This window comes from Pandoraea sp. PE-S2T-3 (assembly GCF_002179965.1).
Taxonomy (GTDB): Bacteria; Pseudomonadota; Gammaproteobacteria; order Burkholderiales; family Burkholderiaceae; genus Pandoraea.
Window position 1 is genome coordinate 1 of sequence record NZ_NGUQ01000016.1, and the last position, 22831, is coordinate 22831.

The window sequence follows — 22831 nt, forward strand, 5'->3', positions numbered from 1 at the left end:
AAGGTGCCGGATATCGGCGGCTACGACGACGTGCCCGTGATCGAAGTGCTGGTCAAGGTGGGCGACACCGTGACGGCCGAGCAATCGCTGGTCACGCTGGAATCGGACAAGGCGTCGATGGACGTGCCGAGCCCGGCCGCTGGCGTGGTCAAGGAAATCAAGGTCAATGTCGGCGACAAGGTCTCCGAAGGTTCGTTGATCGTCGTGCTCGAAGGTGCCGCCGCGGCACCGGCCAAGGCCGCTGCTGCCCCGGCACCCGCACCGCAAGCCGCTCCGGCACCGGCGCCTGCACCGGCCGCACCGGCACCCGCCCCGGCGGCTGCCGCAGCACCGGCGCCCCAACCGGGTAGCCAACCGATCAGCCATGCCAGCCCGTCAGTGCGTAAATTTGCGCGCGAACTGGGCGTGGAAGTCACGCAGGTCAAGGGCACCGGTCCGAAGGGCCGTGTGACCGTCGACGACGTGCGCAACTTCATCAAGAGTGCGCTGGCCGGCGGTAATCGTCCGGCGGCCGCTGGCGGTGCGCCCGCAGGCGGTGGTGAGCTGAACCTGCTGCCGTGGCCGAAGATCGACTTCTCGAAGTTCGGTCCGGTCGAGCCGAAAGCGCTCTCGCGCATCAAGAAGATTTCGGGTGCGAACCTGCATCGCAACTGGGTCATGATCCCGCACGTTACTAATAATGACGAAGCGGACATCACCGAACTCGAAGCTTTCCGCGTGCAATTGAACAAGGAAAACGAGAAGGCTGGCGTCAAGGTCACGATGCTGGCGTTCGTTATCAAGGCCGTCGTGATGGCCTTGAAGAAATTCCCGACGTTCAACGCAAGCCTCGACGGGGACAACCTCGTCTTCAAGCAGTACTTCCATGTGGGCTTCGCGGCCGACACGCCGAACGGTCTGGTCGTGCCGGTCGTGCGCGACGCCGACAAGAAGGGCGTGTTCGAAATCGCCCGCGAGACGTCGGACCTGGCCAAGCTCGCCCGCGAAGGCAAGCTCAAGCCGGATCAGATGCAAGGCGGTTGCTTCTCGATCTCGTCGCTCGGCGGGATTGGCGGCACCACGTTCACGCCGATCATCAATGCGCCGGAAGTGGCCATTCTGGGTCTGTCGCGTTCGTATCAGAAGCCGGTGTGGGATGAGCGCAAGCAACAGTTCCTGCCGCAACTGACGCTGCCGTTGTCGCTGTCCTACGATCACCGCGTGATCGATGGCGCAGAGGCGGCTCGCTTCAACGCTTACCTGGGCCAACTGTTGGCGGACTTCCGTCGCGCAATGCTGTAATGGCGGTGCTGCCGGCCCACGCGTAAGCGCAGGCCGGTAGCCGGAAGCCAGCCATGGCAAGCGCAAGCTTCGGAATCTGGACGAGGAGGGGCACCATGACCACCGTGGTAGTCGTCAGGAAAGCGGGTGAAATCGCGATTGCCGCCGATTCACTCGTGACGTTCGGCGACACGCGACTGTCGCAGTCGTACGAGGAAAACCGCAAGGTGTTTCTCGTGGGCGACTCGTATATCGGGCTGGCCGGTACGACGGCGCATTTCCCGGTCATGCGTGCCATTCTCTCGGGCATGAGCGACGAGTGCCGTCTGCACTCGCGCGATGAGGTGTTCCGCACGTTCTGCCGCGTCCATCAGAAGCTCAAGGAAGAGTATTTCCTCAATACGAAGGAGGAAGAAGACGATCCGTACGAGTCGTCGCAGATCACTTGCGTGATTGCGAATCCGACCGGCATTTACGGCGTTTATTCCTACCGGGAAGTGTTTGTTTTCGATCGCTTCTGGGGCATCGGCTCGGGACGCAACTATGCGCTCGGCGCCATGTATGCCCTCTACGATCAGGATCTGAGCGCAAGCGCCATCGCCGAGGCCGGCGTCAAGGCGGGTGCGGAATTCGACAAGAGTTCTGCCGGCCCGTTTCAGGTGCACACGTTTCCGATCGATACCACCATCAAGTCATAAATGCGACAGGGAGACCCCGCATGAGTCTCATTGAAGTCAAGGTGCCGGATATCGGCGCAGAGGGCGTGGATGTCATCGAAGTGATGATCAAGCCCGGCGACAAGGTCGCCAAGGATGCGTCACTCATCACGCTGGAGTCCGACAAGGCCTCCATGGAAGTGCCCTCGGAAGTGTCGGGCACGGTCAAGGAAGTGAAGATCAAGGTGGGCGACAAGGCGAGCCAGGGCACGCTGATCGCCATCATCGAAGCTGAAGATGCAGGCGCTGCGAAAGCCGCTGCACCGGCAGCCGCTCCCGCCAAGGCCGCTGCCGCAGCAGCACCGGCAGCAGCTCCGGCAGCGCCCGCTGCACCGGCCCCGGCAGCCGCCTCGCATAGCGGTGGTGCTGACACCGAGTGCGAAGTGGTTGTGCTGGGCGCTGGCCCCGGTGGCTATTCCGCAGCATTCCGTTCGGCCGATCTGGGTCGCAAGACCGTGCTGATCGAGCGTTACGCAACGCTCGGCGGCGTGTGCCTGAACGTGGGCTGCATTCCCTCGAAGGCGCTGCTGCATACGGCGGCGGTTCTCGAAGAGGCGCAGTCGCTGGGGCACCACGGCATTTCGTTCGCCAAGCCGGAAGTCGATCTCGACAAGCTGCGTGCGTACAAGGACAGCGTGGTGGGCAAGCTCACCGGCGGTCTGGCCGGCATGGCCAAGATGCGCAAGGTCGAAGTGCTGCACGGTGTGGGCACGTTCCTTGACCCGAACCATGTCGAAGTCGTCGCCGCTGACGGCAGCAAGCGGGTGGTGAAGTTCGCTCAGGCGATCATCGCTGCCGGTTCGCAAGCCGTGAAGCTGCCGTTCCTGCCGGAAGATCCGCGCATTGTCGACTCGACCGGTGCGCTCGAACTGCGCCAGTTGCCGAAGAAGATGCTGGTCATCGGCGGCGGCATCATCGGGCTGGAAATGGCGACGGTGTACAGCGCACTCGGCACCGAAATCGATGTCGTCGAAATGCTCGACGGCCTGATGCAAGGCGCTGACCGCGATCTGGTCAAGGTCTGGGAAAAGATGAACGCGAAGCGCTTCGGCCGCGTCATGCTCAAGACCAAGACGGTGGGCGCGGAAGCCAAGGCAGACGGGATTTACGTCAAGTTCGAAGGCGAGGCCGCACCGGCGGAACCGCAGCGTTATGACCTCGTGCTGGTGGCCGTCGGCCGCAGCCCGAACGGCAAGAAGATCGGTGCCGAAAAGGCAGGCGTCTCGGTGGGCGATCGCGGTTTCATTTCGGTCGACAAGCAGATGCGCACGAATGTGCCGAACATCTTCGCGATCGGCGACATCGTCGGTCAACCGATGCTGGCGCACAAGGCTGTGCACGAAGCGCACGTTGCTGCTGAAGCGGCGGCGGGCGAGAAGGCTTACTTCGATGCGATTCAGATTCCGTCGGTGGCTTACACCGATCCGGAAGTGGCATGGGCCGGCAAGACCGAAGACCAACTGAAAGCGGAAGGCGTGAAGTACGGCAAGGCCGTGTTTCCGTGGGCCGCTTCAGGTCGTGCGATCGCCAACGGTCGCGACGAAGGCTTCACCAAGGTGCTGTTCGATGAAGAAACGCATCGCATCGTCGGTGGCGCGATTGTCGGGACGCACGCAGGCGACCTGATCGGCGAACTCTGTCTGGCCGTCGAGATGGGCGCCGACGCGGTGGATATCGGCAAGACGATTCACCCGCACCCGACGCTGTCGGAGTCGGTCGGCATGGCAGCAGAGATCTACGAAGGTGTTTGCACCGACGTGCCGCCGCCGCGCAAGAAGTAAGGTAGTCGGCCACTGGCTTGAATGCCGGGCCGAAAAAAACCGCCACGCCTCTTTCGAGGGTGGCGGTTTTTTCTTTCCGGGCACCGCAAAAAGAAAACCCGGCGCGGGGCCGGGTTCGAAAGGTACCTGCGGTACCGAGGAGACAACGGGTGTCGCGGCGTCCGGTGGGACTACCGCGATCAATTCTCAAACGTCCCTCGTGCTACAGACAGGACGCAGACGATTACTTCTTGGCAGCGGTCGCGGCGCGCGAGGCTTGTGCAGCAGCCTTCGTTGCAACGTTGGTCGCGGCAGCAAAGTTCGTTTCAGCGATTTCAACGGCTTGCTTGGTTGCCTTCTGCACGCTGTCGAATGCGCTGTTGGCAGCGGACAGGGCCGACTTGGCGAGTGCAACTGCCGACTCCGAACCGGCCGGTGCGTTCTTGGCCAGGTTGTCGAACAGCACTTGCACATTCTGCGAGCTTTCGGCCAGTTGGGCTTCAGCCACCTTGGTCACTTCGGCTTGCGTCGACGAAGCGATTTCATACAGGTGACGGCCATATGCGAGTGCCTTTTCGGCAGCCGGCTGGACGAGGTTGGCTTGCAGAGCGAGCAATTCTTGCGCGTCCTTCACAGCGAAAGCCTTTTGCGCGGTCGAAGCGGATTCTGCCAGCGATGCCTTCACGGCTTGCAGGTTCAGTTCGACGAGCTTTTCAACGCCTTCAAAGGCTTTGTTGGTCAGGCCAAACAGGGTTTCGAGGTTGGCCTTGTGGGCGGCAGCGAGTTGCTCGGGGGTCAGAAACGACATGGCGTTCTCCTATGGTGTCATACACAACATATCGACCCACTCCGTGTTCGCTTTGTTGGTTCTCACCTTATTTCGGTGAAAACACGGTTGGGGCCTTCTCAAGTGGTGCAATGTTCTTTGTTGCATCGCACAATTGCAAGTTTAGAGATATTTTTGTCGCTGTCAAGTCTTTTTTGTGCGGCGCAACAATTCAACAAAAGCTTACTAAATCAAACGCTTGAGACGCGCGTGACAGTTGCATGACACCGCGCTGCGGCGAAATCTGGTGCCTCCTTGGAGAGCCTTAATTGGTGCGGCTTTGCACCGATTGGGGGCGCGGCGAACCCGGCGCGGCGATGGTACTATCGTCGGGTTCCGGCACTGGCGGAGCGGTCACTCGCGGCAAAAATCCGAAGGGTTTTTCTAATCGGCGGCGGGGGTGGCGCGCGCCGGTGCCGATGTCGTTCAACGCCTTTTGCGTGCCGCGTCTGTCGGCCAATCGTGTCGATGCAAGCGTTTTACAGCGACCATTTCGTCCTGCCGCTGCCCTCCGGGCACCGCTTTCCCATGCAGAAGTACGTGCGCCTGCGCGAGCGCGTTGCGTCTGAGTTGCCACAGGTGACGCTGACGGAAGCGCTGCCCGCCGACGACACGATGTTGCGCAGAGTGCACTCGGCCGACTACGTGGTCCGCGTCAGCACAGGGGCACTCGATGCCAAAGAACAACGCGATATCGGCTTCCCGTGGTCGACGCAGATGGTCGAGCGTTCGCGCCGTTCCGCCGGGGCGACGGTCGCCGCTTGCCGGGCGGCGCTGACCGACGGCGTCGCCGCGAATCTGGCCGGTGGCACCCATCACGCCTACGCCGACCGTGGCGAAGGATTCTGCGTGTTCAACGACGCCGCCGTTGCCGCCCGCGCCATGCAAGCCGAACTCGGCCCCGGCACCCGCGTGGCGATCATTGATCTCGACGTCCATCAGGGCAACGGTACGGCGGCGATATTCGAGCACGACGCCAGCGTGTTCACGCTGTCGATGCATGGCGAACACAATTACCCGTTTCACAAGGCCCGTGGCGATCTCGACGTGGCGCTGCCCGACCGCTGCGGCGACGACGAGTATCTGATTGCGCTCGGCCACGCGTTGACGGACCTCTTCGCACAATTCACCCCGTCGCTCGTGATCTATCTCGCTGGGGCCGATCCCCTGGAAAACGATCGACTGGGGCGCCTGGCGCTTTCGCATGACGGTCTGCTCGCCCGAGACCGCAAAGTGCTGACAGCTTGCGTCGAGCGCAGCTTGCCGGTCGCCATTGCGATGGCCGGCGGTTACGGGCGCGACATCGAGCAGACGGTCGCCGCCCATTTCGCTACCCTCCGGCTGGCCAGCCAATTCCAGCGCACCGGCCGCCGTCTTCAGGACGTGTCCGTGCACGACATTCTCGTATGACCGAGCGACAGGCAGGCCAGGGCGCCGCACCCCGTGCGGCGCCGCGCGCGGGTGCGACGCCGGGCGTGACTCCTTCCGCATCACCGACCGGGCGCGCGGCGATCTGGGCAGCCACCATGCCTTGGTGGTTCGTTCTGATCTGGAGCACGGGCTTCATCGTGGCCAAGTACGGCATGCCGAATGCCGAACCGCTGACGTTTCTCACGTGGCGCTACGCCGGCACGCTGGCCGTGATGCTCCCCATTGCGTTGTTGACCGGCACGCCCTGGCCGCGCCGCAAGGTTGAGGGCAGGGATGGGGTGAACTGGGCGCTGTACGGTCACCTCGCCGTCTCGGGCATTCTCATTCAGGCGGTTTATCTCGGCGGCGTCTGGGCTGCAATCAAGCACGGCGTGCCGGCGGGATTGGCCGCGCTGATCGTCGGCATCCAACCGCTGCTGACGGCGTTGTTCGCGAAGGTCGTCGGCGAGCCGGTATCGCGGCGGCAATGGCTCGGTTTGTTGTGCGGCTTTGCGGGTGTGGGCCTCGTGGTCGCCAACAAAGTCGGCGTGCGCGGTGTCGGCCCGGCGGCGATTGCGCTGTGTGTATTGAGTCTGGTCGCCATCACGGCGGGCACGCTCTATCAGAAGCGCTTCTGTGCCCAGTTCGATTTGCGCGTCGGCACGATTGTCCAGTTTGGCGCTGCCTTTCTCGTGACGTTGCCCGCTGCATGGCTGCTCGAGACCATGCAGGTGCGCTGGAACGCGGAAATGTTCGGCGCACTGGCCTGGTCGATATTGGCACTCTCGATCGGCGCTATTTCCTTGTTGTTCCTGTTGATCCGGCATGGCGCGGCGACCAAAGTGTCGAGCCTCATGTACCTGACGCCGCCCACGACGGCCGTGATGGCCTGGCTGCTGTTCGGCGAGACGCTCTCGCCGTTGAGTGCAGCGGGCATGGTGGTGGCAGCGCTCGGCGTGGCCCTCGTTATCGAACGGCGTTCGGTATCGGCCTCGACAGACGTGAAGACGTGAAGACGTAAAGACACAAAGACATCGCGACGTAATCCGTCCAAAACCAGACAACCAGAGACCTCATGAAACACGATCATCAGGGCGGGGAGGCCCCGCAAACCGCGCACGTGCGCGAGCCCGTTGTGTCACACGCAAGTGACGCCACCCCTGATGGGGCGGGCGTTGCCGCCGGAGTTGGGGAAAGTACGCCCCCGGCGCTTGTCAACGACTTGACGGCCTTGCGCGTGGAACATGTCGACGAGGCCATTCGCAGCCGCCGGTCGATTCGCGCGTTCCTGCCCACGCCGGTGCCGCAGCAGACCGTGGCCGACATGCTTTCGGTGGCATCGCGGGCGCCGTCGGGCAGCAACATCCAGCCGTGGCAAACCTACGTGCTTACCGGGAAATCGTTGACCGCACTCACGACGCGCTTGCTCGACACGTTCAACGATCCGGCGCAGCGCCTGATGCACGACGAAGAGTATGCGTACTACCCGCGCGAATGGACCGAGCCGTATCAGGGCCGGCGTCGCAAGGTGGGGTGGGACTTGTATGGTTTGCTTGGCATCGGGCGTGAGGACAAGGCGCGCATGCATGGTCAGCATGGGCGCAACTTCAATTTCTTCGATGCCCGGTCGGGTTGATTTTCACGATCGACCGGCATCTGGAGCAGGGGAGCTGGCTGGACTACGGCATGTTCCTGCAAAGCTTCATGGTGGCGGCCCGCGCGCGAGGTCTCGATACGTGTCCGCAAGCGGCCTTTGCCATGTATCCGCGGGTGATTGCCGAGGTATTGCGCTTGCCGGAGTCGCGCATGGTGGTCTGTGGCATGGCGCTGGGGTATGCCGACCCGGATGCCGCCGAGAACCAACTTGTCACCGAGCGTGCGCCGCTCGACGACTGGGCGCACTTTTTGAACTGATGAAACACAGGACTTTTGCGTTTCTTGGCATTTTGTGGCGATCGTTAGATTTATCGGGTTGCGCTGCACAAAACTGCCAGATGCCGGATTAAGTATTTCAGCTAAGTCATTCATATTGCTTATTTTTTGGGAAGTTACTAAACTTCTCCCAAACTCGTTGCCTGCCAACCTTACGCTACTCCCAATCTATGTACGCGATCACCACCCTTGCACGTTTGTGCCGCGCCCGCCTCTGGGGTGCTGCCGTCGTGGCGATCTCGCTCGCTGCCGGTGCGCCGGCCGTCGTCTACGCAGCCGGTAAGACGAGCGAGTGCTCGCCGAAGACTGCCAAGACTGCGGCTCAAAAACGCGCCTGTGCGAACGCCAAGCCCGTCGCAAAAACCAGCAAAGCCACCGCCAAACGGGCGGTTGCCACCACTGCCTCGCGCGATACCAAAAGCGCGACCAAGGCCGGTGGCAAGGCACGCAAGCTTGCAGCCGTCGACGACGACGGACCTGCGGCCAAACGCGTTGCCGTCAAACGCGTCGTCTTCAAGAATGGCAAGCGCCATGTCGTGACGTCGTATCGCACCGTCAACTTCGCACCGCAAGCCCCCGAGCGTCTGTCGACCGGTCGTGCATTCGGTCTGCATGAAGCGCCGGATGCCCTCGCACTGCGTTCGTCGGTGGCCTACGTGATTGACGAGCGTACCGGCGAATCGCTGTTCGACAAGAATTCGCAAGCTGTGCTGCCCATCGCTTCGATTTCGAAGTTGATGACGGCGATGGTGTCGCTCGATTCCGGCATCCCGATGACGGACGCCATGGAAGTGACCGACGAAGATCGCGATTACGAGAAGGGCACGGGGTCGCGTTTGTCCGTCGGCTCGCGCCTGTCGCGTGAAGACATGCTGCACATTGCGCTGATGTCGTCGGAAAACCGCGCGGCAGCGGCGCTCTCGCGCTACTACCCGGGTGGACGCCCGGCCTTCCTGGCAGCGATGAATCGCAAGGCCAAGGAACTCGGCATGAACGACACGCACTTCAATGACCCGACCGGTTTGTCGAGTCAGAACGTGTCGAGCGCGCGTGACCTCGTGAAGATGGTCAAAGCTGCGTATCAGTACCCGATGATTCGTCGCTTTTCGACCGATACCAACTACGACGTCAACACCGGCCGTCGCGAGTTGCATTACGCGAGCACGAACCATCTGATCGGTCATCCGGGCTGGGAAATCGGCCTGCAAAAGACGGGTTACATCAACGAAGCGGGTCAGTGCCTCGTGATGCAAGCCAACGTCGACGGCCGTCCGGTCATCATGATTTTGCTCGACTCCACCGGCAAGTACTCGCGTTTTGCCGACGCCACGCGCGTTCGCAAGTGGTTGCTTGAAGGTGGCGGTACGGCGCCGCAACGCACGGCGGGTAACAACCCGACCGCGCAAGTGGCGACCAACGGCGCCCACGCGCTGTAAGCCATGCTTCACTGACGCGCTGTGCGCGTAGGTGCCAAAAAAGGCGCTCCCTCGGGAGCGCCTTTTGTTTTGTGCGCGCGAAATAGCACTTCGGAAGCCGTAGTAACGCATCGTCGCCACATCTCACATAAGTCGACGCCCGATTGTCAAAGCCTGGGGCCGGTGGTCATCTAACCTTCCGGCTGGCAGTGGCGGTGACGACGAAACCGCGTCGACAACGTCACGGGCAACATTGATGACATGAGCGTGCGGAGGCGGTATGAGTCTTGGATGGATCAATGCGTTGGCGGACGTGGAGGCGCGCATCATGACGGATCAGCACGCTGGTCCGCCCGTACGGACCCAGCGAAGCATGGGGCAGATTTACGAGCATATCGCCACGAATCTCAAGTACGCGAAACAGCGTGCGATCGACGCGGATGGCGATCGTGCTTCGTCAGGCATGGTGAGCGAGATCGACGCCTTCGATGCGCGTATTCAGGCGCGCATTCGGCAGTCGGCCAAGCGCAGCGATTTCAGCATGTTGCGCGGTATGCGCGGTGACGGGTTCAACCGCTCGGTGCGTGGGCAGTGGGATGTGGCGAACGCGTCGTGCCTGACGTCATCCGCGCGGCGACTGCACGCGTTTCTGCTCGATGTCGATAGGCGCAGCGAGGCGATCCTGTTGCGGGCGACGGTGTATCAGGAGCGGGTCGCTGCGTCGATGGCCGCTCACTTGCTCGCGCGAGATAACGCAATCTTCGAGCAAGCCTATGCGGCGCTGGTGCAGGATCTGGTTGCCGTCTCCGGAGGCGTCGTCAGCACGTATGACGGCATTGCGCAGATGCAATCCGAAATATCGGACATGGCCGGCATGGCATCGAATATGGCCTCACAGATAGCGTCCCTGCTGCCACCGGGTGAGGCGCCTCCACCCTATGCGCCACCGTCACCACCGCCGCTACCGACGGCCCCGGCACCCGACACCCGGTTGTGATGACGCGATGACGCCGTCCGTGCGATTACTCGGCTGCGACCCCGTGCGATGCCATGTGGCCGGCGTCACGGCTAGGGGCGTGAAAGCCCAACGACGCCGAGATCTGGAGCGCGGTCTCGTTCAAATTGACGAGCCACGCGTCTTGAAGCCGGTCGGCTGGTGCCGAGAGCGACAACCCCGCGACAAGCTTGCCGCTGTCGTCGTAAATGCCGGCCGCGATGCAGCGCACACCGAGTTCAAGTTCTTCGTTATCGCGTGCGTAGCCCGATTTGCGCACGTGGCCCAGTTCGCGTTCGAGCTTCTGCAAATCGGTAATGCTGTTGCGCGTATGTCCCGACAGACCGGTGCGTGTGGCGTAAGCGCGTACACGTGTGGCTTCATCGGCCGCCAGAAACAGCTTGCCGACGGACGTCAGATGCAAGGGAGCATGGCCGCCGATGGCGCGCACGACCTGCATGCCCGATCGCTCGCTGTAGGCCCGTTCGATGTAGACGATTTCATCGCCCTGACGGACCGACAAATTGACCGTCTGCCCGGTGATGCGGTGCAGGCCGCGCATCGGCGACAGCGCTGCGTCGCGTACCGACAGGCGCGCTTTAACGAGATTGCCGAGTTCGAGCAGACGCATGCCGAGCCGGTAGGTACCCGGGTCGCAACGGTCGACAAAGCGGCAGGCCACCATGTCGTTGAGGATGCGGTGTGCGGTGGAGGGATGGAGTTCGGTGGACTGTGCCAACTCCTTGAGGCTGACGGGATCGGCATGTCCGGCGAGCGCATCGAGCAAACGCATCATGCGCTCGATCACCTGAATGGACGTGCGCGACTCCGCGCCTTGACTGCTGTCGTCTTTCATGGGGTAGGGCCGAGTTTCGTATAGCGTCGATTCTATATCATATGGTGAAAAATTCGCAGGACTTCCCGTAGAGGAACCTTGCGAAAAGCAGAAGGAGGCGATGGGATGGAAGCAATGAACGCCCTTCAGGCGAGCCGGCTGCGCCCACGTACGGGCGCATGGCGGGCACACATCGGGATGACGGTTGCCGCGCAAGGGACGTGTGGGGCTGCCTTCGCGAGAGACGTTCGCAAATGCCTTCAACGATGCCGGCACGAGGTGCCGGTGTCGTTCCCGGTGCGGGTGCCACAAACCATTCGGGACGCCGGACGCTTTTTGGAAGACGATCTGCGCGCCGTCATGGAACAACTGGCGCAGCCCGATCGGTGGCAGGGACATCATGCACCGCAACTCGGGGCAGTGGTCGCGGCGCTCAATACCATTGATGCGGAGGTGTTTCGTCTCGGCGAAACCAAGGACTGCGCCTCGTGGCGAGACATGCTGCGCAAGGGCGGCATGGGCAGCATGACCAACATGGTCAGCGTTCGGGGTCAACTGGACCGGACTCGCCATCTCACGCGCACTGCCAAAGCCCTGTTCGACGAACTGGTCTGCATGCAGATGACCACGCACGGGCTGCGCTACGCGTTGCAATGTCGAGGTCTCGACTGGCGCCATGCACCCAACGACTACCTCACGCCTGCACGCAGCACCGAGTGGATTGCGCAACATGCCGCCACCGACGGCGTCAACATGGCGCGTCAGGCATTGCTGATCGCGTTTGCCGCGGGCCAGCGCGATAAGCGTGAACGGTTGCTGGCATCGTTCAGCGGTATCGCGAACGTGCATATGCAATTGGCGTCGCTATGCGAGCAAAGCGCGAGCGCGATGGACCGCATTCGCGATGATGCCCGGCACAACGAATGGAAATCGCGAGAGTGTGTCGATATTGCGCAGGGCGCTGATCTGTTGATTGATCGCCGGCAGAGCGGGATGGCGGGTAACAGTGCCGCTGCATTACCAAGGTTACCAAGGAGAGATGCGTCATGACGTACTTGGCAAGTCACCCTGGTTTAGCGACGACGGGAATGGGGGCGCTGCGCTTACTGAAGGTGAAGGCGAGCGCTGTCAACACCCGTCCGCCGCGACCCGGCGATCTGACGTTGGACAACACGAAGGCTACGGCGGGGGCAGTGGGTTGTTCGATTGCCGGGAAGCGCGATGTCATTGCCGCGCAATTCGTTGCGTTGGCGAATACGAAGCAGGGCATGCTCAAAGACGCGGCCGATGTCGAAGCGCTGCAAAAGAAGTTCGAGCGAGCCTATGCAAAAGCGACGTCGGGATATCTGAAGGGGGGAATGTGGGACGGGTGCTGGCGATACGCGGAGATGAAAGGAAAGTGGTGGCCGCACTATCTCGTCGCCCATCAACTCGACGTGACCGACATTGACCAACTGACCCCCTCGGCCAAGCGTTTCACGTTGATTCTGGATCACATGAGCGAGGCGCTCTTGCAGGAGCAGGAGGCATTGGCCAAGTGCAGTGAACTCGGGTTGCTGAAGGCGGAAGACAAAGCACTCGAAGCGCAGGGCGGCGAGGCCGAATGGGCGGGGCGTGAGCGCACGGCGATCCTCAGCCGGAAACGGGTCATCGAGATTGCCGAGCATCGAGACAATGCGCGCAAAGCCCTTGCGCGGGCCAGCGAGCAGGTGTGGCCCGACAAGAAGCACTACGGCAGACGGCTTGCCATTTCCGGCGGTCTTTATGGCGTTGCCGCCGCGGTTGGCGTCATCGGTCTTGCCGTTGCGAGTTTGGGCGTGGCCATCGTCGCATTTGCCGTCACGCTGGTGCTTCGGGTGGTGAGTCTCGGCAGCATCCGAGGCTACGACCGCGAGCGAAGCTGGAAGTCGGCCGAGAGCCTGCTCGAGGCGACCAAGGAATTCATCAACTGTGAAGGAGACGCAATGAAAACCGAGATCTGGCTGGCCCACTCCGATGTCATGTCCCGTCAACTCAACATGATTTGGGATGGGCAACAGCGTATGAGTGGCGATCTTCAGCAGACGCAGCGGACGCTGGAAAATCTTGCGACGAAGCACGATGTGTTTGCCAGCGACATGAACAGCAAGATGGATGGCTTGCGCGAAGACATGCGAAGTCTCGCGCGAGCGACGGGCGTCCATCCGTCACCGTTCAGAAGCGGGGCATTGAATCCGGTGTCGAGTCCGTTTCCAAGTCTGCCTTCGACGCCATTGTCGAGTACCTTTTCGACCCCCGTGGGTACGCCGCCACGGGACCGCCCGGCGCCGCTGGTGCGAGCGCTTTCTTGTAGTCAGCTGACTTTCGACGCCAGCCGTCTCGCCTGACGCAGCATCCTGCTTTCGCATGCGGGAATCCACGCTGGGCCACCTCGGCCCAGCGGCCTATAATGGCGCATTATTCCCAGAAGAGGATTCCCCATGCGCGTCGGACTCTTTGTCACGTGTCTGATCGACCTGATGCGTCCGGAGATCGGTTTCTCGACGCTCAAGCTGCTCGAGACCGCCGGCTGCGAGGTCGTCATCCCCGATTCTCAGACCTGCTGCGGCCAGCCGGGCTACAACTCCGGCGAACGTGCCATCGCGCGCGATCTCGCCCAGAAATTCCTCGATGAATTCGAAAGCTTCGACTATGTCGTCGTGCCCTCGGGCTCGTGTGGCGGTATGGTCAAAGCGCACTATGGCGACCTCTTTGCCGACGATCCCGAACTCATGGGCCGCTACGAGCGTCTGCGCCCGCGCGTGTTCGAACTCACCGATTTTCTCGTCAACGTGCTGCACATCGAGACGGTACCGGGCGACTTCAACGGCGAAGTGACCTATCACGACTCGTGCTCGGGACTGCGCGAACTCGGCGTGAAAGCGCAGCCGCGTGCGCTGCTGGCCAAGATGCCGGGCGTCACGGTGACCGAGATGAAGGACTGTCAGGCATGCTGCGGCTTCGGCGGCACCTTCGCGCTCAAGTACGGCGACATCTCGACGGCCATCGTCGACGAGAAGTGCGCCAATATCGCGGCGTCCGGCGCGCCGGCCGTGGTGCTGGGCGATCTGGGCTGCATGCTCAATATCGAAGGGCGCCTGCGTCGCACCGGCGACACGAAGACGCGCGTGCTGCATATCGCGCAGGTCCTCGCCGGCGATGCCTGAGCGCATGGTCTTCTTTCCGACTTTCCAGCCCATCTGCGCCGATGTTGTGCGCGGGTGCGGCCATCACTTCTCGTGAGCCGCGATGCAAGTTCAATCGATGCAATTCAAGGCGCGTGCGGGGCAGAAGCTCGCCGACCAGCGCCTTCAGGCCAATCTCAAGAAGCTCTCGACCAAGTTCGTGACGGCACGTGCCGCCGCGATCGAAGAGATCGATTTCGACGCGACGCGCGAAGCGCTCAAAGAGCGGCGTAATCGCGGGCTCGAGAGTCTCGATGTCTGGCTGGCGATGTTCGAGCGCGAAGCCACGCGCCGGGGTGCCACCGTGCTGTTCGCCGAATCGACGCAGGATGCGGCGCGCCTGATTGCCGAGATTGCGCGCAAGCACGAGGTGAAAAAGGTGATCAAGTCGAAGTCGATGGTCACCGAAGAGCTTCAGCTCAACAAGGTGCTCGCCGACATGGGCGTGCAATCGGTCGAGACCGATCTGGGCGAGTACATCCTTCAGATCAACGACAACGAGCCGCCTTCGCACATCATCGCGCCGGTGGTGCACAAGGATAAGGACGAAGTCGCCGACCTGTTTGCGCGCGTGCACCAGAAGCCGCGTCTCACCGAAATTCCGGCGATGACGCGCGAGGCGCGCGAGATGCTGCGGCCGCAGTTTCTGTCGGCCGACATGGGCGTGACGGGCGGCAACTTCCTGATCGCGGAAACCGGCTCGGTTGCGGTGGTGACCAACGAAGGCAACGAGGGCATGTGCACGATCATGCCGCGCGTGCACGTGGCGGTGACCGGTATCGAGAAGGTGCTGCCGACGCTCGAAGATTTGGCAACGGCCATGCGCCTGCTGCCGCGTTCGGCAACCGGGCAGGGCACGTCGAATTACTTCTCGCTGCTCACCGGGACGCGCGCCGAAGGTGAGGTCGATGGTCCCGATCACATGTACTTCGTGCTGGTGGACGGCGGGCGCACCGGGTTGATCGGCGGTGCGTTCCAGGAAATGCTGCGCTGCATTCGTTGTGGCGCCTGCATGAACCACTGCCCGGTGTATCAGAAGATTGGTGGCCACGCTTACGGCTGGGTGTATCCGGGGCCGATGGGCTCGGTGCTCACGCCGAGCTATGTCGGGCTGGAGAAAACGCTCGACCTGCCGCAGGCGGCAACGTTGTGCGGCGAATGCAATCGCGTGTGCCCGGTGGGTATTCCGATTTCGGACCTGCTGCGCAAGCTGCGCGAGCGTCAGGTCGATCGTGGTTTGCGGCCGTGGCAGGAGCGGGCGGCGCTGGCGGCGTGGGGGTTTGCTGCCCGGCGTCCGCGGCTTTATTCCGCCATCACCGGACTCGGGACGTGGGTGTTGAACCGAATGGGGCGCGATCGCGGCAGCATTTCCAAGCTGCCATTCGCCGGTGGCTGGACCAACACGCGCGAGATGCCGGCGCCGAGCGGCAAAACGTTCCGCGCGATGTATCGGGAGCGCCGCGCACCGCGTTGAGGTAATGGCGTTGGCGTCAATTTCGCGACGGCAACGCCAACCGTTTTTCGATGCGCCGTTGCAGCGCCGAGAGACCCGTCGACAGCACCCAGTAGATCGCCGCACACGCGAGATAAAGCGGCAGCGGTTGGTACGTCGATGCGATCACTTCCTGTGCGGAGCGCAACAGCTCGGTCACGGTAATCACCGAGACGAGCGACGTGTCCTTGATCAGGCTGATCAGGCTGTTGCCAAGACTCGGCACGGCCATGCGCAGGGCCTGCGGCCCGATCACGTAACGAAGCGTCTGCCAGTAAGACAACCCGAGGCTGTACGACGCCAGCCACTGACCACGCGGCATGCCTTCGAGCGCGCCGCGCATGCTCTCCGACAGATACGCGCCGACGTTCAGGCTCAACGTGAGTACACCTGCGGGCGTCGGCTCAAGCGAGATGCCGACGCTGGGCAAACCGTAGTAGATCACGAAGATCTGCACGAGCAGCGGCGTGCCGCGCATGATGCTCACGTACCCGCGGGCGAGGGCGCGGAACACGCGGATCTTGCCGATCCCCATGATCGCGACGACGATGCCCAGCGCCAGACCGAACACCATCGACATCACGGCAAACTTGATCGTGAGGACGGTGCCCTGCAATAGCACGGGCAGGGATTGAGCGGCAAGTTCGAATGGATCCATGGCGGGGGGATAGATCGTCTAAAACGGCAAAGGCCGACGCCAGCAGGGTTGCGTGGCGTCGGCCGCGTTCATGCGCTTTGCGAGGTGATCGACAAGCGCGTTTTTATGATGATGACGGGCGCTGGCGGTTTACTTGGCTGGCTTGGACGTGTCTTCGCCGAACCATTTTTGCGAGAGCTTGGCGAGCGAGCCATCCTGCTTCATCTGCGTGAGCGCGTCGTCGATGGCCTTCGCAAACTGCGGATTGCCCTTGCGGAACGGAATGCCCACCGACTCGTTGGCCCCTTGCAGCACAGCGCCCGTGCGCAGCGGCAGGTTCGACGTCTTGATCAGATACGCGAGCATCAGGCGGTCGTTGAGCGCGGCGTCGATACGTTGTGCGGCCAGATCGCGAAGATATTCAGGCGCGCCCGGATATGTGCGCACATCGATGCCCGGCACGGACTTTGCCAGCGTGTTGTAGTTGCTGCCCAGGCTCACACCGAGCTTCTTGCCCTTGAGGTCGTCAAGCGACTTGAATTCGCGCGTATCGTCTTTGCGCTGAATGAGCTGCGCGGCGGAATACACATACGGCTGGCTGAAGTCGACCGACTTCTTGCGGTCGTCGGTAATCGCGACCTGATTGACGATCACGTCGAACTTGCCGGCGACGAGTCCGCCGATGATGCCGCTCCATTCGGTCGTCACGAACACCGGCTTTACGCCGAGTTTGGCGGCGACGGCCTTGGCGACGTCGACGTCGAAACCATCCAGGTCACCATTCGCGCCGCGATAGTTGAACGGCGGATACGTGCCCTCAAGGCCAATCTTCAGCACGCCGGCCGACTTCACGGTGTCGAGCAGGTCGGCGGCGCGTGCGGCGGACGTGCCCATGAGGGCGGCAGCGGCCAGCGGCACGAGGCACAACGTCTTGAGCCAGGTTTTCATAGTGATGGGTTCTCCGTCGGATGAAAGGCGCGCCGCTTGCCGGTTGAATCGAAGTGCTCGGACAGATCAGGCCGGGCGCAGCGCTTGCACGCATTCTCGCACCAGCTCGGGTCCGCGGTAAATCAATCCGCTATAGACCTGAACCAGGCTCGCGCCAGCATCGAGTTTGGCGCGGGCGTCCGCACCCGACAGAATGCCGCCGACACCGATGATCGGCAGCGCGCCGCCCAGTTCGGAGGCCAGTGCACGAATTACGCGGTTCGACGCGTCGAACACCGGACGCCCCGACAGGCCGCCGGTTTCGTTGGCGTTCGGCTGTCCGGCGACGGCTTCGCGCGAGAGCGTCGTATTCGTGGCAATCACACCGTCGAAGCCGTGGCGCGTGAGCGTGCCGGCGATCACCTTGATTTGTTCGTCGTCGAGATCGGGCGCGATCTTCAGGGCGATCGGCACGTATTTGCCGTGCCGGTCGGAGAGCGCGCTCTGCTTTTCCTTGAGCTTGCCGAGCAGGGCGTCGAGTTCGTCGCCGCCTTGCAGTTGGCGCAGGTTCTTCGTGTTGGGTGACGAGATATTGACCGTGACGTAGGTGGCGTACGGGTAGACCTTTTCGAGGCAGATCAGATAGTCGTCGACGGCGCGCTCGATCGGCGTATCGGCATTCTTGCCGATGTTCAGCCCGAGCGGCCCCTTGTAGCGGGCCGACTGCACGTTTTGCAGGAACTGTTCGACACCGCCGTTGTTGAAGCCCATGCGATTGATGATTGCTTCGGCTTGCGGCAGGCGGAAGATGCGGGGCTTCGGGTTGCCGGCCTGCGGGCGCGGCGTGACAGTGCCCACTTCCACAAAACCGAAGCCGAGCGCGGCAAGACCGTCGATGCAGCTGCCGTCCTTGTCGAGGCCGGCGGCCAGTCCCACAGGGTTCGGGAACCGGATACCCATCACCGTGCGCGGATCTTCCGGCAGCGTCTGGCCGACAAGCCCGGCCAAGCCGAGTGATGCGGCCCCGCGAAGGGTTGCCAGCGTCAGGTGGTGGGCTTGTTCAGCGTCGAGGCAGAACAGGGCGCGGCGGGCCAGGGGATAGAGGGGCGCAAGCACGATGTCGGGTTCGGCAGAATCGGAAAGCCGCCATTTTACCGGTATCCCGGTGCAGATCGCGTCTTTTTCTACGCTCTGCGTATGTCGGGGCGGGGAAGGTTTGCGCTGTGCATGAGCGCGGTGCGCACTGCGATGTCATCGAAGGCGTCCGGCACGTGAAGATCGATCCACCGGTCCAGCCGGTTCGTCCAGCGGTCTCCGCTGGGGACTCCTTGATGCTGCTTGATTCCGCCTGATTCGGCTTATTTGGCCTGTTCGGCTTGTGGCGCTAGCGGTTCACCGGCAGCGTCGAGGATGGCGTCCGGCATGTCTTGCCACTGCCCGTCGATCAGCCCTTGCAGCGGGCGGAAGTTGGCCTTGTAGACCATCTTGCGGCTCGCCTGAATCCAGTAACCGAGGTAGACATGCGGCAGCCCGAGTGCGCGTGCCTGCTCGATCTGCCAGAGGATGTTGTAGGTGCCGTACGAGGCACCTTCCACGTCGGGATCGAAGAACGTGTACACCGACGACAGCCCATCGCTCAGGATGTCGACCATGCTGATCATGCGCAGGGTGCCGGCGCCTTGACGGCCCGGCGGCTCGCGGAATTCGACCAGGCGCGAATTCACGCGGCTTTGCAGCAGAAACTGCTCGTACTGCTCGCGGCTGTCATGATCCATCCCGCCGCCGGCGTGACGCCGCGACTGGTAGCGCATGTAGAGCTGGTAGTGTTCTTCGGTGTAATGCAGGCCCGAGACATTGACCGCGAGGCTCGCATGCCGCCGCCAGATGCGGCGTTGCGTACGGTTCGGCCCGAAGCGGTCGATGGGGACGCGCACCGGAACGCACGCGCGGCAGCCGTCGCAATAGGGGCGGTAGGTGAACACGCCACTGCGGCGAAAACCGGAGCGAACAAGTTCGCTGTAGACGTCGGAATTGATCAGGTGACTCGGCGTGGCAACTTGCGAGCGCGCCGTGTGATGATCGAGATAGCTACAGGGATAGGGGGCTGTTGCGTAGAACTGGAGGGCAGACAGCGGGGAGAGCGGCAGTTCGTTCGGATGGGTCACTGCAAAACCTCGTGAGCCTTATCTGCTGCGTTACCGTAGGCCAGGCCGGTGAGGATCTGTTTGTCGAGATGCCAGACCGGCGCGGGGGCCGCGACCGCCTTTTGCACGTGGGTCAGAAACGTGTGGCGGGAGATCTCGCCGCCGCCGAGTGACGCCAAGTGGGCCGTACTTTGCTGGCAGTCTATCACCTCTATTGCGTGTGTGCGTGCAAAGGCGACGAGCGCGGCCAGCGCAATTTTGGAGGCGTCGGTGCGTTTTGCGAACATCGATTCGCCGTAGAACATGCGCCCGAGCGCGACGCCATAAAGGCCCCCGACGCGCTCGCCCTGATACCACGTCTCGACACTGTGGGCGAGGCCGGCGTCATGCAAGGCCCGATAAGCGGCAACGATGGCCGATGTGATCCAGGTACCGTCCTGACCGCGGCGCGGGGCTTCGGCGCAGGCGCGCATGACGGCGGGAAAATCTGCATCGAGACGGATTTCCCAGGCGTCGTCACGCAGTACGCGGCGCAGGAGCTTGCGGAAGTTATGGCTGACGACGAAGTTCTCGGGGCGCAGCACCATGCGTGGGTCGGGGCTCCACCACAACACGGGCTGGCCCTGCGAATACCACGGGAAGATACCTTGGTGATAGGCGGCGAGCAGCCGTTGTGGCGAGAGGTCGAGCCCGGCGGCAAGCAGGCCGGGCGCTTCGCTGGCAGCGGAGAGCGCGTTATCGGCCGGAGGAAAGGGATCGTTAGCTTCGAGCCAGACAACCATGTCGGGGCGGCGGCGCGGTGCGGTGAGCGCGGCGAGCGCTCAGCCGCGCAACATCGGCGTGAGGATATCCTCAGTGTGCGCCGTGTTGACGGGCAGACTGGGCACCGGCACGCCGGGCACGCCTGCATCCGTGTTCGCTTCCATGTGGATGCCGAAAGCCCCGGCGCGCCGATCTTCAAAGAAGAAGCGCAGCGTCTTGGCGACCGTGGGGAACGCGATGTCGTCCCACGGAATCTCGTCTTCGGAGAACAGGGCGACTTCGAGGCTCTCTTCACCAGCGGCAAATTGCGGCTCGCGCATCTGTGCCAGATAGAAGATGTGGACCTGATTGACGTGCGGGACGTTGAGCAGCGAGAAGAGGGCGCCGACGTCCACGAGGGCGCCAGCTTCTTCGAGCGTTTCGCGAGCAGCGGCCTGCGACGTTGTCTCACCCATTTCCATGAAGCCGGCCGGCAGGGTCCAATAACCCAAACGCGGTTCAATGGCGCGCTTGCAGAGCAAGACCTGATCGCCCCATACCGGGACGGTGCCGAGCACGTTGCGGGGGTTCTGATAGTGAATCGTCCCGCAGTTCACGCAGACGTGCCGTTCACGGTTGTCACCGGGCGGGATGCGCAACTCGACCGGATGGCCGCAGGCAGAACAGAATTGGATGGGAGGGCGTCGGTTCATGGTTGCTGCGAGTGTATCATCGGCGGCGCGCGCTGTGCGGCGACGCACGCGGCGTTACGGGATAACCCGTTCTATATAGGAAGTGCCGTCATGGCGCAGTGCGGCAACGATGTCACAGCTGGCCCCAGGAAAAATAATCTGACGTTATTGTTGCACTGCGATGATGATTGCCATATAATCTATTTCTTCAGACGCGGGGTGGAGCAGTCTGGCAGCTCGTCGGGCTCATAACCCGAAGGTCACAGGTTCAAATCCTGTCCCCGCAACCAAATTGAAAAGCCTGATTTCCAAAAGAAATCAGGCTTTTTGCGTTTTGCCTTGGCCATACGCATTCAACGCAATCGATCTCTCATCCGGGACTCTCGATGTCAGGCATTTTCACCACTAGCGAAACCGAATTCGACGCGATCACCGAGTTGTGGGAAGCATCCGTGCGTGCCACGCACCATTTCCTGAGCGACGCGGACATTGCGTGGCTGCGCCCGCGCATTCGCGAGGACTATCTGGGCGCGGTGACCCTGCGCGTGTTCCGAGACGATGCGGGAGTCATCCGTGGTTTTCTCGGTGCCGCCGAGGGCAACGTGGAAATGTTGTTTGTCGCGCCCGAGGCGCGCAGGCAGGGCATCGGTGCGGCGCTGCTGGCCTATGCCGTGCGCGAGTTCGATTGCACGAAGGTCGACGTCAACGAACAGAACCCGCAGGCGCTGGCGTTCTATCAGCGCGAGGGGTTTGAGGTGATTGGCCGATCCGAGTTGGACGGGCAGGGCCGTGCGTTCCCGCTATTGCACATGCAACTGGCTATCGCGAAGACGGCATCAGGCGCTGTTTGATCTTCGCGCCGAACACGTTTACGGCAAGGCCTGCCATGACAAGCGCGGCGCCAGCGATTTGCGGTGCCGTGAGTTGTTCGTCCAGCAGTAGCGCTGCCGAGGCGAGACCGATGATTGGCACGAGCAGTGAGAACGGCGCGACCTGGCTCGCCGGGTAGCGCGTCATCAGGCGGCCCCAGAGGCTGTAGCCGACGAGCGTCGCGACAAACGCCAGATAGGCGATCGCGAAGATCGAGGCACCCGAGATGTGCGAGAGCGATGCGGTGATCTGCTCGGGCCCTTCGAACCAATAAGACAGCAGCGCAAAAGGAATGGGGGGAATCAGACTCGCCCAGACCACGAGTCCGACGAGATCGACCTGACCGATCTTCTTCGTCACGATGTTGCCGGTGGCCCAACTGAGCGATGCGCACAGCGTGAGCACAAAACCGAGCAGCGTCATGGCCCCGCCGCCTTGTGCGCCGATGATGGCCAGCCCGGCGGCGGCGATCAGCAGGCCGACGACGTTTTGTGCGCGAAACCGTTCGCCGAGGCAGACAACGGCAAGTCCCAGCGTGAAGAAGGCCTGCGCCTGAAGCACGAGCGATGCGAGGCCGGCCGGCATGCCGACGTACATCGCGGTAAAAAGCAGCGCGAACTGGCCGAACGAGATGGTGACGCCGTAGGCGATCAGCCAGCGCCACGGCACGGCCGGGCGCTTGACGAAGAAGATGGCCGGAAACGCGGCAAGCAAAAAGCGCAGCGCGCCGAGCAGCATGGGCGGCACGCCGTGCAACCCGACTTTAATGACCACAAAGTTCACGCCCCAGGCAAGGACCACGATCAATGCCTGCAACAGATCCTTCGGGGCCATGGCGGCGTCTCCTTGTGTTTGTTCTTGTGACATCGGGAAGGCGAAAGTGTACTCCCCGAGCGTCGACGTTGTCGTCAGGAACCGAATTGAGGGGCGCCCGTTGTTTGGGGGCTCAGTGCGAGGTTCGGAGGCGGGTTGCGCCG

At 62.5% G+C, this 22831-nt stretch carries 21 protein-coding genes, 1 tRNA gene and 1 pseudogene; 14 read left to right on the forward strand and 9 right to left on the reverse strand.

Annotation, left to right across the window (positions count from 1 at the left end; genetic code table 11):
* The 3 genes from aceF to lpdA all read left to right on the forward strand — a co-directional run.
* A partial coding sequence (gene aceF / locus CDV46_RS14865) for a dihydrolipoyllysine-residue acetyltransferase (RefSeq protein WP_140413370.1) occupies positions 1-1281 on the forward strand: 1281 nt, incomplete at its 5' end.
* Between the two features lie 95 nt (positions 1282-1376).
* Complete coding sequence (locus CDV46_RS14870) at positions 1377-1958, forward strand: MFS transporter (protein ID WP_058379238.1); 582 nt, start codon at positions 1377-1379, stop codon at positions 1956-1958.
* 20 nt (positions 1959-1978) lie between these two features.
* Entirely contained in the window at positions 1979-3757 is a 1779-nt protein-coding gene (gene lpdA, locus CDV46_RS14875) for a dihydrolipoyl dehydrogenase (RefSeq protein ID WP_087723323.1), read from the forward strand.
* Positions 3758-3980: 223 nt separating this feature from the next.
* Here lpdA and CDV46_RS14880 read toward each other — a convergent pair whose 3' ends face one another.
* Complete coding sequence (locus CDV46_RS14880) at positions 3981-4544, reverse strand: phasin family protein (protein ID WP_087688094.1); 564 nt, start codon at positions 4542-4544, stop codon at positions 3981-3983.
* 486 nt (positions 4545-5030) lie between these two features.
* Here CDV46_RS14880 and CDV46_RS14885 point away from each other — a divergent pair, with 486 nt between their 5' ends.
* From CDV46_RS14885 to CDV46_RS14905, 5 genes and pseudogenes are all read left to right on the forward strand, one after another.
* Entirely contained in the window at positions 5031-5972 is a 942-nt protein-coding gene (locus CDV46_RS14885; RefSeq protein ID WP_087723325.1) for a histone deacetylase family protein, read from the forward strand.
* A gap of 116 nt (positions 5973-6088) precedes the next feature.
* On the forward strand, positions 6089-6985 hold the full coding sequence (locus CDV46_RS14890; protein WP_249277559.1) for a DMT family transporter: 897 nt from the start codon (positions 6089-6091) through the stop codon (positions 6983-6985).
* A 62-nt stretch (positions 6986-7047) separates the two neighbouring features.
* Positions 7048-7886, forward strand: a pseudogene (locus CDV46_RS14895) (nitroreductase).
* Between the two features lie 188 nt (positions 7887-8074).
* Positions 8075-9340 (forward strand): D-alanyl-D-alanine endopeptidase, encoded by a 1266-nt coding sequence (pbpG, locus tag CDV46_RS14900; protein ID WP_087688090.1) that lies wholly within the window; start codon positions 8075-8077, stop codon positions 9338-9340.
* A gap of 259 nt (positions 9341-9599) precedes the next feature.
* Positions 9600-10316 (forward strand): hypothetical protein, encoded by a 717-nt coding sequence (locus tag CDV46_RS14905; RefSeq protein WP_087723329.1) that lies wholly within the window; start codon positions 9600-9602, stop codon positions 10314-10316.
* Between the two features lie 25 nt (positions 10317-10341).
* Here the strand turns inward: CDV46_RS14905 and CDV46_RS14910 are convergent, their stop codons facing one another.
* Positions 10342-11169, reverse strand: a complete 828-nt coding sequence (locus CDV46_RS14910) for an IclR family transcriptional regulator (protein WP_087688088.1) — start codon at positions 11167-11169, stop codon at positions 10342-10344.
* 105 nt (positions 11170-11274) lie between these two features.
* Between CDV46_RS14910 and CDV46_RS14915 the strand changes: the two genes are divergently transcribed.
* The 4 genes from CDV46_RS14915 (at position 11275) to CDV46_RS14930 (ending at position 15825) form a co-directional block, all read left to right on the forward strand.
* Positions 11275-12198, forward strand: coding sequence for a hypothetical protein (locus tag CDV46_RS14915; RefSeq protein ID WP_140413371.1), 924 nt, complete (start codon positions 11275-11277; stop codon positions 12196-12198).
* 218 nt (positions 12199-12416) lie between these two features.
* On the forward strand, positions 12417-13514 hold the full coding sequence (locus CDV46_RS14920) for a glycerol-3-phosphate acyltransferase (RefSeq protein WP_140413372.1): 1098 nt from the start codon (positions 12417-12419) through the stop codon (positions 13512-13514).
* Between the two features lie 93 nt (positions 13515-13607).
* Entirely contained in the window at positions 13608-14333 is a 726-nt protein-coding gene (locus CDV46_RS14925; RefSeq protein WP_087688085.1) for a (Fe-S)-binding protein, read from the forward strand.
* A gap of 82 nt (positions 14334-14415) precedes the next feature.
* Positions 14416-15825 carry a lactate utilization protein B gene (locus CDV46_RS14930; protein WP_087688084.1) on the forward strand — a complete coding sequence of 470 codons (1410 nt, stop codon included), beginning with the start codon at positions 14416-14418 and terminating at the stop codon, positions 15823-15825.
* A gap of 16 nt (positions 15826-15841) precedes the next feature.
* On the opposite strand, the gene CDV46_RS14935 is transcribed toward CDV46_RS14930, so the two are convergent.
* The 6 genes from CDV46_RS14935 to CDV46_RS14960 all read right to left on the reverse strand — a co-directional run bounded on the left by CDV46_RS14935 (position 15842) and on the right by CDV46_RS14960 (position 20987).
* Entirely contained in the window at positions 15842-16501 is a 660-nt protein-coding gene (locus tag CDV46_RS14935) for an amino acid ABC transporter permease (protein ID WP_058379226.1), read from the reverse strand.
* 129 nt (positions 16502-16630) lie between these two features.
* Positions 16631-17428 (reverse strand): cystine ABC transporter substrate-binding protein, encoded by a 798-nt coding sequence (locus CDV46_RS14940; protein ID WP_087688083.1) that lies wholly within the window; start codon positions 17426-17428, stop codon positions 16631-16633.
* A 66-nt stretch (positions 17429-17494) separates the two neighbouring features.
* Positions 17495-18523 (reverse strand): quinone-dependent dihydroorotate dehydrogenase, encoded by a 1029-nt coding sequence (locus CDV46_RS14945; protein WP_087723336.1) that lies wholly within the window; start codon positions 18521-18523, stop codon positions 17495-17497.
* A gap of 242 nt (positions 18524-18765) precedes the next feature.
* A complete protein-coding gene (locus tag CDV46_RS14950) occupies positions 18766-19572 on the reverse strand; it encodes an arginyltransferase (protein WP_087688082.1) in 807 nt (268 codons plus the stop codon).
* Entirely contained in the window at positions 19569-20333 is a 765-nt protein-coding gene (gene aat / locus CDV46_RS14955; RefSeq protein WP_087723338.1) for a leucyl/phenylalanyl-tRNA--protein transferase, read from the reverse strand. The genes CDV46_RS14950 and aat overlap by 4 nt, the downstream gene beginning before the upstream one ends.
* A gap of 39 nt (positions 20334-20372) precedes the next feature.
* Positions 20373-20987, reverse strand: coding sequence for an NUDIX hydrolase (locus CDV46_RS14960; RefSeq protein ID WP_254916074.1), 615 nt, complete (start codon positions 20985-20987; stop codon positions 20373-20375).
* Positions 20988-21197: 210 nt separating this feature from the next.
* Between CDV46_RS14960 and CDV46_RS14965 the strand changes: the two genes are divergently transcribed.
* Positions 21198-21274: transfer RNA gene (locus tag CDV46_RS14965), tRNA-Met, on the forward strand.
* Positions 21275-21370: 96 nt separating this feature from the next.
* Complete coding sequence (locus CDV46_RS14970; protein ID WP_087723342.1) at positions 21371-21835, forward strand: GNAT family N-acetyltransferase; 465 nt, start codon at positions 21371-21373, stop codon at positions 21833-21835.
* On the opposite strand, the gene CDV46_RS14975 is transcribed toward CDV46_RS14970, so the two are convergent.
* Entirely contained in the window at positions 21804-22688 is an 885-nt protein-coding gene (locus CDV46_RS14975) for an EamA family transporter (RefSeq protein WP_087723344.1), read from the reverse strand. The genes CDV46_RS14970 and CDV46_RS14975 overlap by 32 nt on opposite strands.
* Positions 22689-22831 lie beyond the last annotated feature (143 nt).

Excerpts from the sequence above, each read along its gene's own strand:
- CDV46_RS14975 (WP_087723344.1), bottom strand. The coding sequence starts at position 22,688 with ATGGCCCCGAAGGATCTGTTGCAGGCATTGATCGTGGTCCTTGCCTGG.
- CDV46_RS14905 (WP_087723329.1), top strand. The coding sequence starts at position 9,600 with ATGAGTCTTGGATGGATCAATGCGTTGGCGGACGTGGAGGCGCGCATC.
- CDV46_RS14880 (WP_087688094.1), bottom strand. The coding sequence starts at position 4,544 with ATGTCGTTTCTGACCCCCGAGCAACTCGCTGCCGCCCACAAGGCCAAC.
- CDV46_RS14890 (WP_249277559.1), top strand. The coding sequence starts at position 6,089 with ATGCCTTGGTGGTTCGTTCTGATCTGGAGCACGGGCTTCATCGTGGCC.
- CDV46_RS14935 (WP_058379226.1), bottom strand. The coding sequence starts at position 16,501 with ATGGATCCATTCGAACTTGCCGCTCAATCCCTGCCCGTGCTATTGCAG.
- CDV46_RS14885 (WP_087723325.1), top strand. The coding sequence starts at position 5,031 with ATGCAAGCGTTTTACAGCGACCATTTCGTCCTGCCGCTGCCCTCCGGG.
- CDV46_RS14970 (WP_087723342.1), top strand. The coding sequence starts at position 21,371 with ATGTCAGGCATTTTCACCACTAGCGAAACCGAATTCGACGCGATCACC.
- CDV46_RS14915 (WP_140413371.1), top strand. The coding sequence starts at position 11,275 with ATGGAAGCAATGAACGCCCTTCAGGCGAGCCGGCTGCGCCCACGTACG.
- CDV46_RS14940 (WP_087688083.1), bottom strand. The coding sequence starts at position 17,428 with ATGAAAACCTGGCTCAAGACGTTGTGCCTCGTGCCGCTGGCCGCTGCC.
- CDV46_RS14925 (WP_087688085.1), top strand. The coding sequence starts at position 13,608 with ATGCGCGTCGGACTCTTTGTCACGTGTCTGATCGACCTGATGCGTCCG.
- aat (WP_087723338.1), bottom strand. The coding sequence starts at position 20,333 with ATGGTTGTCTGGCTCGAAGCTAACGATCCCTTTCCTCCGGCCGATAAC.
- CDV46_RS14910 (WP_087688088.1), bottom strand. The coding sequence starts at position 11,169 with ATGAAAGACGACAGCAGTCAAGGCGCGGAGTCGCGCACGTCCATTCAG.
- CDV46_RS14930 (WP_087688084.1), top strand. The coding sequence starts at position 14,416 with ATGCAAGTTCAATCGATGCAATTCAAGGCGCGTGCGGGGCAGAAGCTC.
- CDV46_RS14870 (WP_058379238.1), top strand. The coding sequence starts at position 1,377 with ATGACCACCGTGGTAGTCGTCAGGAAAGCGGGTGAAATCGCGATTGCC.
- CDV46_RS14920 (WP_140413372.1), top strand. The coding sequence starts at position 12,417 with ATGCTCAAAGACGCGGCCGATGTCGAAGCGCTGCAAAAGAAGTTCGAG.
- lpdA (WP_087723323.1), top strand. The coding sequence starts at position 1,979 with ATGAGTCTCATTGAAGTCAAGGTGCCGGATATCGGCGCAGAGGGCGTG.
- pbpG (WP_087688090.1), top strand. The coding sequence starts at position 8,075 with ATGTACGCGATCACCACCCTTGCACGTTTGTGCCGCGCCCGCCTCTGG.